Below are 17,525 nucleotides of genomic sequence, written 5' to 3' on the forward strand. Positions count from 1 at the left end.
TTCATTTATGCGCTCTCAAAAGTCATACCGCACCCCCACATTCACCCCCCACGGCTGGTCAACGCTCTTGCCCATGCTGCGCTCTACATCGGCGTGGACCTTCCAGTTCTTCGACACGGCCATGGCCAGTCCGGCTGCCATTTCAACCCGGGTACCCGACAGGTCGTTGTTGAAGCTGTTGCCGTTCACCGACACCTTGTTGCTCTGGTTGAACTCATGGGCGACGGCAGTCCGCAAGTACGGCTGCAGCACACTGCCTCCGTCCAGTTGGATGTCACGCCCGGCGGTCACACCGGCCTTGCCCACCACCGAAGCGGTACGCGCGCCCTTGGCTTGCAGGCCATTATCCAGCTCGTAGCTCTGGCGCTGGATGATCGCCGTGGCCAATTGGCCGTAAGGTTCCACGAAGAAGCCGTCGTCCAGCTTGATGTGGCGGCCCACTTCGGCCGAGGCGGTTACCGCATTCTGCGTGTAGTTGCCCTTGGCTTTCTTACCGTCACTCATTGCCACGTTGGACTCGTTGTGCAAGCGGTTGAACTTGAGCACGCCATCGAAGTAGAAGCCGCTCTCAGCGTCCAGCCACGTGGCGTAACCACCGGCGTAGTAGCTGTTGACGGTGGCTTTGCTGCCACGGTTCAGGTCCAGGTCGGAGGTGCTGTGACCGGCCAGGAAGCCTGCCAGCCATTGGCCGTCGCCGCCGGACAACGGTACGTCGGCACCCAGGGTGAAGCCACGCTGGACCTGGTTGTACTGCACACCTTTATCGCGGTTGTTCACTTCAAACTTGTTGCCGTACGTACGGCTCCACAAGCCGCTGGACTTGCCATCGCTGTGACGCAACTCCCCCATGCGGGTACGCAGGTTGGTCATTTCACCGTAGAGCACGCTCGGCGCTGCGTTGGCCAGAGCCAGAACGGAGTGGGTACTCGGGCTGATGACCTTGCTGTCCGGGTCCAGCAGCCAGTCTTTGCCTTCGTTGTCGTTGACCAGGCTGTAGGAGTAGGTCCCCACGTCCACGCGTTCACCCAGCAGGCTGAACTTGGCACCGCCATCTGCGGTGTGTACCACGTGCAGGCGGTCATCGCTCAAGGGGTCGGCACCGCTGCTGGCGATCAGCAGTTTGTGGTCACCCGACGACGTCCCGGTGACGTTAAGGAAGTCACCGGTCAAGGTGGAGAAATCCGCCGTCATGATGAAGGTGCCGTTGCCCGACAGGTTTTCCACGTCCAGTTGATAGAACACGCCCGGGTCGCCGAACTTGACGTTGCCGCCGCTCAGGGACAGGTCGCCCACTTGCTGGTTGTCGACCATCACCCAGGTCGCGTCGCTGTTGATCGCCAGCTTGTCGACGTTCTCCAGGCGACCAGTGAGGATCGAGCCGTTGCTCAGGCCAACGCTGGCGCTGCCGCCGTTGTTGATCACGTCGCCGTTCATGATGGCGTGGTCGAGGCTCAGGTCCAGGGCGCTGCCGGTGCCCACTTGGATGTTGCCGGTCAGGGCGCTGTTGTTGACGCGCATGTTGGCGTTGCCGCCCCCCGTCAGCTCGAGCATGTTGCCGTTGCCGCCGACCAGGGTGGAGCCATTGCGCACGTCGATTTCAGCAGTGAACGGTCGCTCTACGCTGATTGCCGGACCATTGAGCCCAACCACCCGCGAACCGTCCAGGGTCAATTGAGGCGTCGCAGGCACGGTCAGGCTTTCACCCGTCATTACCACGCCACTGGTAGCCCCTGTAATTTCACTGCCGGTCGCAATCGCCGCCCCCCCCTGCAGCACCAGGCCCTGCTGGCTTTGCCCTGTCAACGTAGAGTTATTCAGTTCCAGCAGGCTATGGGAGGTGACGTTGGCTCCCCAGGTCGCACCGATGACTTCGCTGCCATTGACCTGTGCGTAGGAACCAGTCGTCGTGCCCGTCTGGCGAGCCACGTTCAAGCCGCCGCTGAAATGGCTGGTAATCTTTGTGCCGGTGATGACTGCGTTCGAGTTGGCCAGGGTAATCGCCGCCTGGGAGGCGTGTGCCGAGGTCACGGTGGCACCGGTCATGGTCAGATTGGAGCCGGTCGTAGCACGGATTTCCTTGACCGTCGCGCCGTCGTGGACAGTGAGCGTCGCACCGTTCCGGGCAATGTAGTCGGTAGCGCCTGTACCGGGATAGACGTCATGTTTGCCGCTACCGACGTTACCGTCTACGACGATCGCGGAGAGCGCTTGCTCGCTCAGTAGGTAGAGCGGAGCAACCGCCATGAGTTTGATGATTGACGATAAACGCGACAAGCGAAAACGATGGGAAGCAATAGAAGTCATGCCATGTAGCCTCAGAAGTAAATACCAGTTCGAATCCGGATCCCGTATCGAATAGGTTTCCGTTTTCTTCGGCGCAGAGACTAAAGACCTGACTTCCCGAGTCCTGTAGGACTTTCCTTAAGGTCACACAGGTAGCGACTAAAGGTCATTACACAAAAAAGCCTCACCCTTTCAATCAGAAAGGATGAGGCTTCATCGTTGCTTCAAAGCGTACCGCTGCGACGTGACGCCCCCGGAACGCAACTACCCGGCACACCACCGCCAGTACCGACGAGGTCCCAGGCCGCCCTGACCTCATCGGAGATGCCCCTATCGCCTGTCGAGGGGCGATAAAGTTTCCAGCGCACGCCGACATAGCCTCGACCTGTAGTACCCGTGTGGTCTTCGAACCAGGCTCTCAAATCCATTGGCACAACCAGACCAAGATTGACATCTGAACTGTTGAGTTTGAACCACGCACTCTCTATGGGCGGACCGACAGGCACACCGATCGGTGCAGTAGGTAGGACATACACATACCTGACCGCCTCAATCATCACTTCATCGCCGATCTGGAGCAATCCAGGATCCAGGACCTGGATGGGCACACCCATCCAAGGACTTCTTGTGCAATTGATGTAGTAGCTGAAGTTCGTCTGGCCGGTAACAGGCTGGGCGTTACTAAAGATCGCATCGGCCAGGCCGCTTAGATTGAAGACTTCTACGACGACGTCTCGATGTGGCGAATGTTTGTAATTGACCGCATCACGGATGAGGCAGAAAAGGGGAATAGTACCGTTCCCCGTCACATCGATGTCATCCCAGTCCACGGTAACCGTCACGATAAACCCTGGGGCTTCGGCCCCCGTCACAGGATAGGTGGCGACAACATTGCCCGCATAGACAAAGTCAATGAAATCACCTGTCTCCAGGCCGGGTGGCAACAAGAAGGTTGCGGTGGCATCAAATCCACGGTCTTTTTCCGAGAGACGATTGAGTGGCCTTGGCAGCGGTCCTCCGCCAATCAGATCAGGCTTGGCCAGGTTGGAGTCTACCGGGCCTGGGTCCGGGTTGGTGACGCCCGGCTCACGCAGGTCGACGTCTACCTGCGTGTCTGGCCCTGGGTAAGTGCTACCGTCCTCGCGTTCAACGGTGAGTTTAATGTCCGCAGTGTAAAAGTCCCCACCTGCCGCAATGGCCGCAAACTCTGCGGGAATGTCCAGCGGGAAGACGCCCATGCCGATGCGTTCCCGGTAGATCACATCCGCTCCCCAGCGAACCACCAAGAAATCGGAGGGCAGATGGCCGGTAAGGTTTGCCAGGCGCACCGTCGCACCGTTGCGGGCTTCCTCTTTATCGATGAGAGGAGCTTCCAACACCGAGACAGCACCGAATTGCGGTGGATCGTTGAGTCTGACCCGCACATAAGCCGCAAGGGAGAGGACTGTGGCGTTACCAGAACGATCCTCCAGGATGTACTGCACGGGGATTTCGCCTGACTTTGCCAGGATCATCGCGGGGGGAATGGTCCCCGTAATGGCTCCTGTCAACGGAACTTTATTCTCCAGCGGGTGTGCGATCGTCCCGACATGAACCCTATAAATATCTCCCCCGCGACGATCGGCAGGATCAGGAATAGTGAATTCCAGACCGTCTTTTCCGTCCAAGTCGGCAGGAGTCAGTTCCGAACCGTAATCTTCCAGTGTGATCAAACCAGGTTGGTTGTTGTAGTTAGGGTCCTGCTTATCCACATAGACCCGGATGATGTTGTAGTCAACGTCATTGGCGCCGAAATTGACTACATGCACCTGGATGTCCTTGATGCCATGAGTCTGCAACGCGGATTTAGGCCCTAGATCCACCATCACAGGGTCTGTCAGAGCGTCGGTGCGGTCATAGGTCCTGATCTCTATAGGCCTGCCGTTAACGAATACGGTGAGTGTTTCAAAGAGATTGAGAAAGCCACTCCGATCCCACAGCCGGATGGACAGCACCACGCCCCGCAGTTGCATGTCCCTGTCCACAATATTCTTATGTGAGTCCCCAGGAATAGCGGGTAACAACCCGTCGATCAAAGGGGCAGGCTCAAGTGTGGGATCAATGACGGGGTCTTCCCAATCTTCCATGGGAAACTGCGGTTGCGCGGACGTTTTTTTATTGATGATGTTTTGGGGCTTGTTGGACATGGTGCACACTCCTGGTAGGAACAAGTTTTCACCCCGGTCAGCCCGGGTCGTCTATCGGGAAGAACGAACTACGACCGACAACTACCTGGTCTTGCGAACCTGCTGATCTCGTGCCCATTAAATGTGAGTTTTCGATCACCCGTAACTGTCAAACTTAACAGGTGCCGAGCGTTTGAAGCGCGCACGGGTGTAACGCCAGTGCGCGCGGCTTCAATCATCCGAAAGGCAAGGCGGCCGGCCACCAGGACGGATCAACGTAATGGCCACCAACCTGTAAGGAGACCACCCCATCCCGCCTCCTGCGGGTTTCATCACCCGGTACCGCGCTTTGGCTGAACCATATCGAGGATTTGTTTGCCCGGTAGGTGGTTTCACCAACCCTGGGTGCAGGATGTAGGGGTCGAAGGGAACTCTGAACTCATAACCATCCCGAGCCTCTGTGGAACTCAACGTATGGGAAAATGTGTCAATCGTTTCGGGCATGACGCCACTCGGATGACCGTTGGGGTTAGCGTAACTGGCCCATTCGAGAACCACCTGGTCACCGCCTTCCAGCAAGCTAGCGTCCCCCGGAATGAAGACGCCTACACCGTTAACCCAAGGCCTCAATGGGCAACTGATAAACCCTGCATCAGGCCCCGGTCCATAGGTGACACCAACGTACTCCAGGTCCTGCAACCCGACGATGGGCACAGTGTTGACAATCACCGGGGTGTCCTCTGCACGTTGGCGGTTCACACCATTAAAGGTCCAATAGAAGAAAGCGAAGATGCCGCCGCTACCAACAATGGGTGCCAAATCAGCCCAGTCGACGAAAAACTCGATCTCCTGCCCGGCGACGTCGGTGAGCTGCACGGTGTAGGTGGCCAACGGTACCGGATGGGTACCTACCATCAGCTCCAAGGTTTCGTTGGCATTAGGCTCGTCGAACAGCAAGGTCACGACCCGAACAGGGAGGCCCACGTCATTGGGGGTCAGCAGGTTGTCGCCGTCTCGCCCCTTGACCGTGACTGTCTCCAGCAAGCGGTTGATCGGGTGCGGATTGTCTGGGTTGACAGAGCCGGCAACCGTCAAGTTGACAGGGACAAATCGAGGTTGCGAGTCCCTGGGCGCCGCCGGAACTCGCTCCCATGTGTAACCCGCCCGAATCGTCCCCGGCGTCACCTCAAAACCACCTGTGGCGAGGACCGAATACGGGATTCCCACGGGGATGGGCCAAGTCTGAATAGCCGCAATCTCAATTACAGGCAAAGGAATCAGGTTCCAGAGAGGACGCAGAATGTCCCCCGGTGCAGAGCCGAATATTTCAGGAATATTCATGAACACACCACCGGGCTCGCGGGCATCGCTCAGTGTGATGAGTCCGTCGTTCAACTGAGGCAGGTCGACCGGGCGCAGCTCAACAGGTGTTACAGGCAAATTGATATACAAAATGCTGGTAAATGACGGACCCGATTCGCGTTCTGCCCGGTCTCGCAGCCAGTAGTATGCGTTGTACTCTCGATTGGACGCCAGACCACGCAGGACGTCCCCGGGGAAAATCACCTCAACGGGCGCTCCGTCCTTGTGTGCTTGGGTGATGGTGGTCTTGGCAACAATATCCTGTTGCCGTGGATGCCTGTGCAAGGGCCGACGCATAGGCAAAAGAGCCAGGTAGGCTTCGACCACATCGCCTAATCGCATATCCAGCCAGGCAGGCGTGGTCGAAGAAACGATGGTGCCCACCACTTGATCGTTATGGGCGGGGTCATTCAGGTAATCATCAGTGACCCCGTTTTGTTCAATTTCAGGTGGAAATCGCAAGCGTGGGCCACGCTGCCCCTGATTAGGCCCGACCTTGTCACTGTCCAGCAGGGTTACAAAAGACGACTCGCCGGGGTTCCCACTGCTTTCCCTGAGCAACACTTCGTAGTGCAAGTTATGCAAGCCAGCGGCATCCATCAGAGTGGACGGTACCACCGTGTCAACGAGAGGCAAGTCGGTGGCATCGTAAGGTGCCTCCAGCCGCTTGGTGTCAAACGGTACGCCATCCCAGTACCAGACAACGGCAGTTATGTCGCCAGGGAGCAGAATGCCAGTCCCCCCCCACAGGGCGGGTACCTGGACTCGCAACCCCGTACTTTGAAAGGGCACCGAGATCTTGAAACCAACATCGTCAGGCATCAGAGTCAACGCATCCGGCGCCACCGGGGCAACCGCTTCCAGTACCCCAGGAGTCCTGGAATTAACGGGCATTGGCGTCGTTACAGTGGGTTTAGTCATATCTAATCTCCTTGGCAATCAGCAGTAAGCCGCCGTCGACCAAGGGGTGGTATGCACTAGCCCCCACGGCCGAGAAGAGTAGTTAATACGTTTGAACTGACTACGAATACTGTCAGAACTAACAGGTATCCCTGCATTCTGAAGCGTGCAAGAAAAGTGAAGCCCGTGTAGAAACAACGAGTAGTGCCGTACAGGCGGCGTTGCACCGCCCTTTTCAATCAGACCAGCGGCAATCGCCACTCAATCGGCGTCTCACCATTCTGCTCAAGAAACTTGTTGGTCCGGCCGAAATGCCCACACCCCAAAAACCCGCGATACGCCGACAACGGTGACGGATGCACAGAGGTCAGCACCAGGTGCTTGGTCGCGTCGATCAGCTTCTGCTTGCTCTGGGCATGGGCGCCCCACAGCAGAAACACCAGGTGCGGCTGATGTTCGCTGACCACTTCGATAATCCGATCGGTAAAGAACTGCCAGCCCTTGCCCGCATGGGCGTTGGCATTGGCGCGCTCGACGGTCATGGTGGTGTTGAGCATCAGCACGCCCTGATCGGCCCAGCTCTGCAGGTAGCCGTGGTTGGGGATGTCGATGTTCAGGTCGCGCTTGAGCTCTTTGTAGATATTGACCAGCGACGGCGGCGTCGGTATGCCCGGTTGCACCGAGAAGCACAGGCCGTGGGCCTGGCCGGGGCCGTGGTACGGGTCCTGGCCGAGGATCACCACCTTGACCTTGTCCAGTGGCGTGGAGTTGAGCGCGTTGAAAATCAGCGGGCCGGGCGGGTAGATCTCTTTGCCGGCGGCATGTTCCTGGCGCAGGAACTCGCGCAACTGGGCCATGTACGGCAGCTCGAACTGATCCCGCAGGGCGTGTTTCCAGCTGGGTTCGAGTTTGATACGGTCGTCGTCGGTCATGGTGAATGGTCTTGTCAAAAAGAATGAGGCGAACCCTAGGAAAGCCGACCCCGCTTGTCAATTGATCTGACACATCGACGCCACTTTCCTGCGAAGCGATCATACTCATCCTTCACCTTCTCGATTGAGGTCACGATGAACCTGCACTTCGAAGAGCTGACCGGCAGCGACGGCGCCCGCATCGGCATCGCCAGCCTCGACGCTGAAAAGTCCCTCAATGCCCTTTCCCTGCCGATGATCCTCGCCTTGAGCAGTCGCCTGGACACCTGGGCCAAAGACCCGAATATCGTCTGCGTGCTGTTGCGCGGCAACGGCCCCAAGGCCTTTTGCGCCGGTGGCGAAGTGCGCAGCCTGGCGCAGGCTTGTCGCGAAGAGCCCGGTGTGGTGCCGGCGCTGGCGGCGCAATTTTTTGCGGCGGAGTATCGCCTTGATTACCGGCTGCACACCTACCCGAAACCGGTGATTTGCTGGGGTCACGGCTATGTGCTGGGCGGCGGCATGGGTCTGCTGCAAAGTGCCGCGATCCGCATCGTCACCCCCAGCAGCCGGCTGGCCATGCCGGAGATCAGCATCGGCCTGTACCCGGACGTCGGCGCCAGTGAGTTCCTGTCGCGCCTGCCGGGCAAGCTCGGGTTGTTCCTCGGACTCACCGGTGCGCATATAAACGGGCGTGACGCGTTGGACCTGGGCCTGGCCGACCGTTTCCTGCGTGACGACCAGCAGGACGAATTGCTTGATGGCCTGCTGCAACTGAACTGGCAGGAACAGACCCCGATGCAGCTCAACAGCCTGCTCAAGGCGCTGGCCCAGGAAGCCGCCAGCCAGCAACCCGAAGCGCAATGGCTGCCGCGCCGGGCACAGATCGACGAATGGCTGGATGTGGGCGACGTGCGGTGTGCCTGGCGCGCCTTGAGCCTGCTGAGTGAGCATACCGATCCACTGTTCAGCCGTGCCGGCAAGACGTTGAGCGAAGGCTGCCCACTGACCGCCCATCTGGTGTGGGAACAGATCCAGCGCGCCCGTCACCTGTCCCTGGCCCAGGTGTTCCAGATGGAATACACCCTGAGCCTCAATTGCTGCCGTTATCCTGAATTCAGCGAAGGGGTGCGCGCGCGTCTGATCGACAAGGACCAGGCGCCCCATTGGCATTGGCCGGATATCAACGCCGTTCCTGAGGCGGTGGTGCAGGCCCACTTCGACAAGGCCTGGGAAGGTCGCCACCCGCTGGCCGACCTGTCCGATTACTGACGGCTGCGCCCAAAAAAAAGCGGCGCTTCATGCGCCGCTTGCCGTACAGGCCCGTCAACGGTGACCGCCGCGGCCACCTCCATGGTCGGAGCCGCGACCGTGTCCACCACCATTCCCCCAATGACCTCCGCCCCAGCCCTGGTTTGGATACGGCCGGTAACCGGCACGCGGCCCGTAGTAACGCGGGGCCGGCTGGTAATAACGCGGGGCCGAGTAGTAGCGCGGTTGTGGCGCGTAGTAGCGCGGCGCGGGGTAGTAATCACGGCGGTACTGATACGCCGTGCCGCCGCCGTAGTAATACACCGGTGCCGGTGAGGTATAGACCTCGGATCGATAGTAGCTCTGGCCTCCATCGTAATAGGGCACGCAAGCGGAAAGGGTCAGACCGAGTAAAGCGCTGAGCAGCAGTCGTCGATACATGGCGGCCTCCTGGACCGCGGAAGAGCGCCTCCAGCGACGCTGGAGGGCGGCACTCAACTTTCATTGAATGACGAAATATCTGACATCAAAAACTGAATCTGGTGCGTTTTCGTAATAGGTTGAAACATCTACGTGCGCTTTATCGATTCAGTAAATTTATCTGGCTCGCAACTTTCTCAATTGCGATGATGTCACTATGACATCGCCAAGGGCCAGGGAGGCTCTAGCGTGCACCCTTCGCTACCCTGCCCGGACCTGACTCATGAAAATCTCAACCAAACTGCTGCTCTCATTCCTACTGTGCGCGCTGGTCACCCTGGGGGTGGGCCTGCTGGGGATCAAAGGCGTGGTTCGCCTCTCGTCAGCGCTGGAGCTGACGTTCTCCAACAACCTGGTCTCGGTCAGCAACACGGCCGCCACCCTCAATGGCATAGTGGCCCATAACCGTGGCTTGTATCGCTTGCTGGATGCCAGCAAGGGCGACGTCTCCCCACAGGATCGCGACCGTGTGCGCCAGGATATCGCCCAGGAACTCAAGCGCAGCCAGGCTGCGTACGCCACCTACCGCGCTACGCCGCTGGAAGACGACGAACGGGCAGCGGGAGACAAGCTTGACCTGCTCTGGCCCAGCTACATCAGCAACTCCGAAAGCATCATGGCGATGCTCGACGGCGGCCAGGTCGATCAGGCCCGCACCCAACTCAACACCAGCAATAATGAACTCTTCCGCCAGGCACGCGAGCTGATCCGCGTGATGATCGAGTCCAACAACCGCCAGATCAAGGAAGGCGCCATCGCTGCCGAGGAACTGCGCAACAGTGCCTTGACCTGGATGATCAGCGGCATTGTGCTGGCCTTCATCATTGCGGTCATCATCGGTGTGTTGATCACCCGCCTGATCACCCGCCCCATCGCTCAAGCCGTGCAGAACGCCCAACGCATTGCCCAGGGCGACCTGACCCAGGCCATCGTCACCGAGCGTACCGACGAAGCCGGGCAACTGCTGATGGCCCTCTCGGATATGCAGGGCGGCCTGAAAAGCACCCTGGTGGAAATCGCCAACGCGTCCGACCAGCTTGCATCGGCGGCTGAAGAACTGAGTGCGGTCACCGATGAAAGCAGCCGTGGCCTGACCCGCCAGAACGATGAGATCCAACAGGCGGCCACCGCCGTCAACCAGATGACCGCCGCCGTGGACGAAGTGGCCAGCAACGCCGTCTCGACCTCTGAAGCCTCGCGCCAGGCCACCACCGAAGCCGAAGAGGGTCGCCAGCAAGTGGAACAGGCCGTGTCCGGCATGAGCTCGATGGTGGTTGAGATCAATGACTCCACGCAGTCGGTGGCAGACCTCGCCGGGCAGGTACGGGAGATCGGCAAGGTGATCGATGTGATCCGTGGCATCGCCGACCAGACCAACCTGCTGGCGCTCAATGCGGCCATTGAAGCGGCCCGTGCGGGTGAGCAAGGTCGCGGTTTTGCCGTGGTCGCCGATGAAGTGCGCGCCCTGGCCCATCGCACCCAGACGTCCACGGTCGATATCGAAAAGATGATTGGTGAAGTGCAGACCGGTGCCGACGACGCCGTCGCGGCGATGAACAAGAGCCTGACCTGGGCTAACAACACCCAGACCCTGGCGCAGAACGCCGGCGAAGCGCTGCAACGGATCACCACCAGCGTGGCGAAGATCAATGAACGCAACCTGGTGATCGCCTCGGCCTCGGAGGAACAGGCCCAGGTGGCCCGCGAAGTGGACCGCAACCTGCTGAACATCCAGGACCTGTCCACCCAGACGGCCGCCGGCGCCCATCAGACCAACGCCTCCAGCCAGGACCTGTCGCGCCTGGCCACCTCGTTCAACGTGCTGGTCAGCAAGTTCCAGCTCTGAGTGGCCTGGGCGGGGACGGCCCTGTATCGTACAGGGCCTGGCGGAATCATCCGCAACCTTGCCCGAACCAGCCCATGACCACACCCACCCTTTGCCCCGCCTGCGGTGCACGCAACGACTGCAGCCTGGCTGACCCACGTACGGTTGACCAGGCCTGCTGGTGCTACAGCGTCACCATCGACCCGGCGGTGCTCCAGGCCCTGCCCGATGAACTGCGCAACCAGGCCTGCCTGTGCCCGCGCTGTGCCCAGGTCGATGAGCAACTGCGTAGGGTTGAGCCGACGTAATGCGGGTGGATCGTTTCCTCAGTAACCTGCCGCGCTTCAATCGCAAGCAAGTGCGCCTGCTGTTGGTTGAGCGGCGTGTGGCGGTGGATGGCGTGGCCGTCAGCGACCCCCATCACGAGGTGCGGGAATTCAGCCGAGTGAGCGTTGACGATGAGGTGCTGCAGGCAGGCAAACCGGCGCGTTACTTCATGCTGCACAAGCCCCGGGGGTGCGTGAGCGCCACCTCTGATCCGCAACATCCGACGGTTCTGGATTTACTCGATGAGCCGGACAAAGGCGAATTGCACATTGCCGGTCGTCTGGACTTCAACACCACCGGCCTGATGCTGATCACCAACGACGGCCAATGGTCGCGGCGCCTGACGCAACCGCAGACCAAGTTGCCCAAGGTCTATCTCGTCGAGACCGAACAGGCTATCGGCCCCGAATACGCAATGACATTTGCCAAGGGGATGTACTTCGCCTTCGAAGACCTGACCACCCAACCTGCCGAGTTGGAGTTGCTCGGGCCGAGACGCGCTCGCTTGAGCATCATCGAAGGGCGTTATCACCAGGTGAAGCGCATGTTCGGGCACTTTGATAACAAGGTCATCGGCCTGCACCGCGAGCGCATGGGCCCCCTGGTGCTGGATGCGACCCTTGCGCCTGGCCAGTATCGGGCGCTGACTGACGACGAAATCCGACAGGTCTGACGACCGTTCAGCCGCTGATAGCAAAAAACCGCCAGGTCACCTTGCGAGGTACCGACTCGACTGCTTGAATCAGGATCACCAGTTCAAATATGACTGGCGAGTCGCCTATAACCTCCAAGAAACACCTTGCCCCGCCCGCGCTTGATCTACGGGCCTTCCAGGCAAACAGCCCGTCACAACAACACCCGTCGGCCAGCCGTCATCGGATCGACATGGGCCCTCCTTTTCCAGGCGTATGCCTACCTGTCACAAAGCTCGTGCAGAGTGATCTGCGCGCCCTACCCGCTTGCCAGGAGTCTTACGACATGAGGCCAGAAATCGCTGTGTTGGATATACAGGGTCAGTATCGGGTTTACACGGAGTTCTATCGCGCGGACGTTGCTGCAAAGACCATCATCCTGGTCAACGGCTCCATGGCCACCACGGCATCCTTCGCCCAAACCGTGAAAAGCCTGTACCCGCAGTTCAATGTGGTTTTGTACGACCAGCCCTACGCCGGTCGCTCCAAAATCCATAACCACCATGAGCAGATGCTGACGAAGGAAGTCGAAGGCCAGATCCTGCTGGAGCTCATCGACCACTTTGCCGCTGAACATGTGCTGTCGTTTTCCTGGGGCGGTGCCGCCACCCTGGTCGCCCTCGCCCACCGGCCACGTCGCGTGGAAAAAGCCGTGATCAGCTCGTTCTCCCCAGTGATCAACGCGCCCATGCGCGACTACCTGGAACGCGGCGTCGACTACCTCGGCAACCTCGACCGCGATCGCGTCGGCCACCTGGTCAACAGCACCATCGGCAAACACCTGCCGTCACTGTTCAAGCGCTTCAACTACAAGCACGTGAGCAGCCTGGCCGAGCACGAGTATGGGCAGATGCACTTCCACATCAGCCATGTGCTCAACAGTGACCGCCTGTGCTACCTAAAGGCGGCCAGGCAGATCGACATCCCGGTGTTGTTTTTGAACGGTGAATGGGACGAATACACCAGCGCCCAGGATGCCAAGCTGTTTGGCCAGCATGTGGCAAAAAGCAGCTTCAGCACGATCCAGGCCACGGGGCATTTCCTGGACATGGAGCACAAGGCCGCCTGTCGGGACAGCCGGGATGCGGTGGTGGGCTTCTTGAAACCGGAGCGCCAGGTCAGCCGATTGCGTTATCAGACCGGCCCGGCACAACATGCCTTTGCACTCTGAAACACGCCCCCTTGCAAGAGCGGGCTTGCCCGCGAAGAACGTCAACGATAACGCTCGTCTCCTGAGAGAACGTGGCGCTCTTGAGTCTTTCGCGAGCAAGCTCGCTCCTGCAACGGGTTCGCTTGTCGATGTGTGAGACATCTGTAACCCACACATTTTTTTGAAGAAAAACTTCAAATCCCGGCGAACTTCTGGTACAAAGTCAGCCGCTCTGAGCGGGTATAGTTTAATGGTAGAACAGTAGCTTCCCAAGCTTCCGACGAGGGTTCGATTCCCTCTACCCGCTCCACTCAGACTCTCGTTCCGCGTCAGGTTGTCTCTGACGAGGGATGCAAAAAACCGGTCCTTTGGTGGCCGGTTTTTTTATGCGTTGAATTCGATGACTCGGGAGGGTGGCAACTGCACGCAGGCGAGTGAACCGGGTAGCTTTCGGGATACCGGCACACTTTATGCGTTGCGTGCAGTTGCCATCGAGCATGTAGCGGCTGACAAACCATAAATAGCCTTCCCATGGTGTACAACCTAACGCGTTCCGATGAGCGTGTAGGCAACTTCGCAAGATCAGACTTCAGCGGTCAACGCGTAGATGCACATTGTGTTTTTCGGCTTTCCTCCCCCGTGGTATGGGCGGCCTGGAGTCTGTACAAGGCGTTTTCTCCTGGAGCAACGCCGCCCGAGCTGGACGTACCGCCAGACACTCAATCGCTTGAGTGAATCCCCCTCTGCACCACCCACGCCAACGGCAACGTCACCCCCAACATCCCGGCCAGCAGCATCACCGCCACCGTCACGCCCAGCGCATCTCCCACCCCGCCGAACACCACCGGCGCCAGTGCCCCGCCACCAATCGTGCCGGTGTAGAACACGGCGAACGCCTGTTCGCGTTTCTCTGCTGGTGCCAGATCGGGCACCGCACCGTACAACACCGAAGACGTGCCGTTGAGCACCAGCCCCAGCACCGGCAACATCACCATCAACCCGCTCAACGGCAGGTACACCGCCGCCACGATCAGCAGTGCCGTGCTGCCCTCCGTCAACCACACCGTCTTCATCATGCCGATGCGTGCGCCCAGGTAGCCGCAGAATAATTTGCCGAACGCACCGCCGATAAACAGCAGGGTCAGGGCCAGGCCAATACCGGCGGTGCCGGCCCCCTTGGCCTGCAGCAGAAACGGCAGGAAGGTGAGAAAGCCCATGCGCACGGCACTGTCGAGGGTGCCGGTGAGGATCAGTGCGCGCAGGCCGGTGACGGAGCCTGTTCCGGTGAAGGGTTTGGCTTTTTTGGTCGAGGACGCTTCGGATGTTTGCGTAGGAATAAGCCACCACAGCAACCCCGCCGCCGCCAACCCCAGCACCCCCAGCAACGTGGCACTGGCGCGCCAACTGATCAGCGTGAGCAACAGGCCGACCAGACCGGGGATCAGGGTTTTGCCGATGTCGCCGGAGAAGTTGTACTGGGACAACGCCAGCTTGATTCCGCCACCGTCTTCGTAGGCATCGCTGATCATCGAAGACGCCAGCGGGTGTTGGCTACTGGCCCCCAGCCCACCGAGCAGCAGCGCCAGCAAGAGCATCACCAGCCCGGTGGCCTGGCTCACCAACAGGTAAGCCGTGCCGGCGAGCGCGGTTCCGCCGACCAGCATCGGCACTCGACCCCAGGGTTTTGCGGCGCGGCTGGCCATGAGCTGGAACACCGCCATCATCCCGGAATAGGCACCGCGAAACAGCCCGACCTGGGCGTAGGACAAGGCGAACTGTGTTTGCCAGATCGGCAGCAGCACGTAGATGACATCGGTCAGGCCATCATGCACGGCGTGGGCGCTGCAGCCGGCGATCAGCGTGCGACGGCGGGGTGGGATGGCATTCATGGCGTCGGGATCAGTTGGGGTTTGGCGGGCCTCCAGCCGGTCAGGGCGATCAGCAAGGTCAACACCTGGAAGGTGATAATCAGCGCCACACACCCGGCCCAGCCCCAGCGTTCCCAGATCAATGCCGGGACAATGGCGCCGCAACTGCCGCCCAGGTAGTAACACGTGAGGTACACCCCCACAGCGCCTGCCTTATTGTCACGGGCCGTTGCCGTGGTGAACGCGTTGACTGCCGACTGCGCGAGGAATACGCCGGTAGAACTGAGGGCCAGGCCCACCACGATGCACCACAAGGAAGGCACCAGCGTCAGCGCCGAGCCGCTGATGCCCAGTAGCGCAGCCACACTCAGCAGTTCGGAGTGGGGCCGGGATTTGCTGAGGCGCCCGGCGATGGGGATCACGATCAGCGCCAGCAAAAACACCATATACAGCGCGCCCAATGCCGCAGGCCCCAGGCTGAAGGGCGGTAATCCAAGGTACAAACCTGCGTAGGTAAACGCTGCGACCTGTGAGAACAACACACAAAATCCTACGGCGTAGGCAGCCAGCAAAGGCTTGCTAAAAACCGCCGAGAACGAGGGTTGAACCTTCTCTGATCGCGCACGACTCATCGGCAACAGAAACTGGATAAACCCACCCACCATCAGGCTCAGCACCGCCAGCCATTCAAAGGCTTCGCGCCAGCCGACATATTCAGTCACGACGCCGGTGATGAAACGCCCGGCGAACCCACCCAGCACGGTCCCTGCCACATACAGGCTGGTGACCTCCGTCAGCGTACCGCCACGCCAGCGGTCGCCGATATACGCCACGCTGGTGGCGAACACCACCGGGATCAACACCCCCGCCACACACCGCCACACCAACACTTCGGCAAAGCTGTCGGCCCAGGCGGTCATCAGTGACGGCAGCGCCAACAGCAAAGCCGCTGTGCTGATCACCGTGCGTGGTTCGAAGCGCCCGGTCAGGCGGCTGACGAACGGCGCAGTGATCGCCACGGCCAGCGTCGTCACGGTGATGCTCCACCCCGCCGCCTTGGCGCTGATGTGAAACTGCGTAGCAAATGTCTGGAGAATGCTCTGTGTGGCATACAGGTTGAGGAACGCCGCGCAGCCACACAGGAACAGGGCAAGACGGGCACAATGCAGGCGCGGTTTCATGAAACCTCTCGTTTTATTTTGTGAGGTCTTTATAGAATGGCCGGCAGGTCTTGAACCAATACCGATTTCGGACCGATCGATACCCAAGGACCAGGATGCTCGACCTACGCAAGCTGCGTTACTTTCTGACCGTCGCCGAAGAATTGCACTTCGGCCGCGCAGCCATTCGCCTGCACCTGGCGCAACCGCCGCTGACGCGACAGATCTCGGCGCTGGAAACCGAGCTGGGCTTCAAGCTGTTCGACCGCACCAGCCGCACGGTCACCCTCACCGCGCAAGGCCGCTCATTCCTGCCCTATGCACGCGGCGTACTGGAGCAGGTGGAATTGGCACAGGTGATCGCCGGCAAACTCGCGGCAGGTACGGCCGGGCAACTGGCGTTAGGCTATGTCAGCTCGATCGCACTGTCGGACCTGTTCAGCCAGGCGATCCAGGCGTTTGCCCAACGCTTTCCCGATGTGCAATTGACCCTGGTGGAATGCGCCTCGGGCAGCCTGGGTGCGCAGGTGGCAGATGGGCGGCTGGATATCGGCCTGAGTCGCCTGTTGCCCCAAGGCGAAGCGGTGCAAGCGCTGTCCCTGGGTGAAGAACGCCTGGTGGCCGCTGTGTCCAGCGACAGCCCGCTGGCCAGCCTTTCTAACGTCAGCCTGGCGCAGCTCTGTGCCTACCCGTTGATTCTGTTTCCAGCGGATTATGGCTCGGGGCTCAACCAGTCCATCGAACAGCTTTACCGGCACCACGGCCAGCCGCTACGCCCAGGCCCGACCGGGCGGCAGATCACCTCGATCATTGCGCTGGTGGCCGCCGGACAAGGCGTGGCGTTGGTGCCGGCGTGTACGCAGAGCCTGATGAATAAAGGCGTGACGTACAGGCCCTTGGTGGAAGCGGATGCGTGTGCGCAGCTGTTGGTACTGACCCGGACAGAATCAAAAAGTGTACTGGTTGATGCGTTTCTCGCAGTCATTGCACAGACGCTAAAGGTCCGGTAACGCCGCTGCAAAACCTCGCAATACCTCCTTGCGGCGCCATTCCGCCGCGCTCATACACTCTCTTGACCACCTGCCAAAACGCCGGTCATCGACCACTGGTAGGTAGAGTGTTGATAATTTCATTTCAGTGGTTATAGTCACCAC

13 protein-coding genes and 1 tRNA gene are annotated in these 17,525 nt (G+C 59.9%); 7 read left to right on the forward strand and 7 right to left on the reverse strand.

Annotation, left to right across the window (positions count from 1 at the left end; genetic code table 11):
- Positions 1-15: 15 nt before the first annotated feature.
- From BM110_RS01375 to ung, 4 genes are all read right to left on the reverse strand, one after another.
- The gene (locus tag BM110_RS01375) at positions 16-2,304 is read right to left on the reverse strand and encodes an autotransporter outer membrane beta-barrel domain-containing protein (RefSeq protein ID WP_093512083.1); all 2,289 of its coding nucleotides are present in this window, start codon (positions 2,302-2,304) and stop codon (positions 16-18) included.
- Between the two features lie 203 nt (positions 2,305-2,507).
- Positions 2,508-4,469 carry a hypothetical protein gene (locus BM110_RS01380; protein ID WP_093512085.1) on the reverse strand — a complete coding sequence of 654 codons (1,962 nt, stop codon included), beginning with the start codon at positions 4,467-4,469 and terminating at the stop codon, positions 2,508-2,510.
- A gap of 210 nt (positions 4,470-4,679) precedes the next feature.
- The gene (locus BM110_RS01385) at positions 4,680-6,731 is read right to left on the reverse strand and encodes a hypothetical protein (protein WP_256575336.1); all 2,052 of its coding nucleotides are present in this window, start codon (positions 6,729-6,731) and stop codon (positions 4,680-4,682) included.
- Positions 6,732-6,949: 218 nt separating this feature from the next.
- Complete coding sequence (gene ung, locus BM110_RS01390; protein WP_093512087.1) at positions 6,950-7,642, reverse strand: uracil-DNA glycosylase; 693 nt, start codon at positions 7,640-7,642, stop codon at positions 6,950-6,952.
- A 135-nt stretch (positions 7,643-7,777) separates the two neighbouring features.
- Here ung and BM110_RS01395 point away from each other — a divergent pair, with 135 nt between their 5' ends.
- Positions 7,778-8,890 carry an enoyl-CoA hydratase/isomerase family protein gene (locus BM110_RS01395; protein WP_093512089.1) on the forward strand — a complete coding sequence of 371 codons (1,113 nt, stop codon included), beginning with the start codon at positions 7,778-7,780 and terminating at the stop codon, positions 8,888-8,890.
- 54 nt (positions 8,891-8,944) lie between these two features.
- On the opposite strand, the gene BM110_RS01400 is transcribed toward BM110_RS01395, so the two are convergent.
- On the reverse strand, positions 8,945-9,310 hold the full coding sequence (locus tag BM110_RS01400) for a hypothetical protein (protein ID WP_083351549.1): 366 nt from the start codon (positions 9,308-9,310) through the stop codon (positions 8,945-8,947).
- 262 nt (positions 9,311-9,572) lie between these two features.
- On the opposite strand from BM110_RS01400, the gene BM110_RS01405 reads away from it, so the two are divergent.
- The 5 genes from BM110_RS01405 (at position 9,573) to BM110_RS01425 (ending at position 13,653) form a co-directional block, all read left to right on the forward strand.
- The gene (locus BM110_RS01405) at positions 9,573-11,195 is read left to right on the forward strand and encodes a methyl-accepting chemotaxis protein (RefSeq protein WP_092241366.1); all 1,623 of its coding nucleotides are present in this window, start codon (positions 9,573-9,575) and stop codon (positions 11,193-11,195) included.
- 74 nt (positions 11,196-11,269) lie between these two features.
- On the forward strand, positions 11,270-11,482 hold the full coding sequence (locus tag BM110_RS01410) for a cysteine-rich CWC family protein (protein ID WP_071488921.1): 213 nt from the start codon (positions 11,270-11,272) through the stop codon (positions 11,480-11,482).
- Positions 11,482-12,174: a pseudouridine synthase gene (locus BM110_RS01415; protein WP_092241364.1), complete on the forward strand. Its 693-nt coding sequence runs from the start codon at positions 11,482-11,484 to the stop codon at positions 12,172-12,174. Before BM110_RS01410 ends, BM110_RS01415 begins: the two co-directional genes overlap by 1 nt.
- Positions 12,175-12,479: 305 nt before the next feature.
- Positions 12,480-13,364: an alpha/beta fold hydrolase gene (locus BM110_RS01420; RefSeq protein WP_092241362.1), complete on the forward strand. Its 885-nt coding sequence runs from the start codon at positions 12,480-12,482 to the stop codon at positions 13,362-13,364.
- A gap of 215 nt (positions 13,365-13,579) precedes the next feature.
- Positions 13,580-13,653 (forward strand) — tRNA-Gly (locus BM110_RS01425).
- A gap of 409 nt (positions 13,654-14,062) precedes the next feature.
- Here BM110_RS01425 and BM110_RS01430 read toward each other — a convergent pair.
- Positions 14,063-15,232, reverse strand: a complete 1,170-nt coding sequence (locus BM110_RS01430; protein ID WP_093512091.1) for an MFS transporter — start codon at positions 15,230-15,232, stop codon at positions 14,063-14,065.
- The gene (locus BM110_RS01435; protein WP_093512093.1) at positions 15,229-16,392 is read right to left on the reverse strand and encodes an MFS transporter; all 1,164 of its coding nucleotides are present in this window, start codon (positions 16,390-16,392) and stop codon (positions 15,229-15,231) included. Before BM110_RS01435 ends, BM110_RS01430 begins: the two co-directional genes overlap by 4 nt.
- 95 nt (positions 16,393-16,487) lie before the next feature.
- Between BM110_RS01435 and BM110_RS01440 the strand changes: the two genes are divergently transcribed.
- Positions 16,488-17,381 (forward strand): LysR family transcriptional regulator, encoded by an 894-nt coding sequence (locus BM110_RS01440; protein WP_093119191.1) that lies wholly within the window; start codon positions 16,488-16,490, stop codon positions 17,379-17,381.
- The last annotated feature ends 144 nt before the right edge of the window (positions 17,382-17,525 follow it).

The sequence above is a fragment of the Pseudomonas sp. NFPP28 genome (assembly GCF_900115535.1).
Taxonomy (GTDB): domain Bacteria; phylum Pseudomonadota; class Gammaproteobacteria; order Pseudomonadales; family Pseudomonadaceae; genus Aquipseudomonas; species Aquipseudomonas extremorientalis.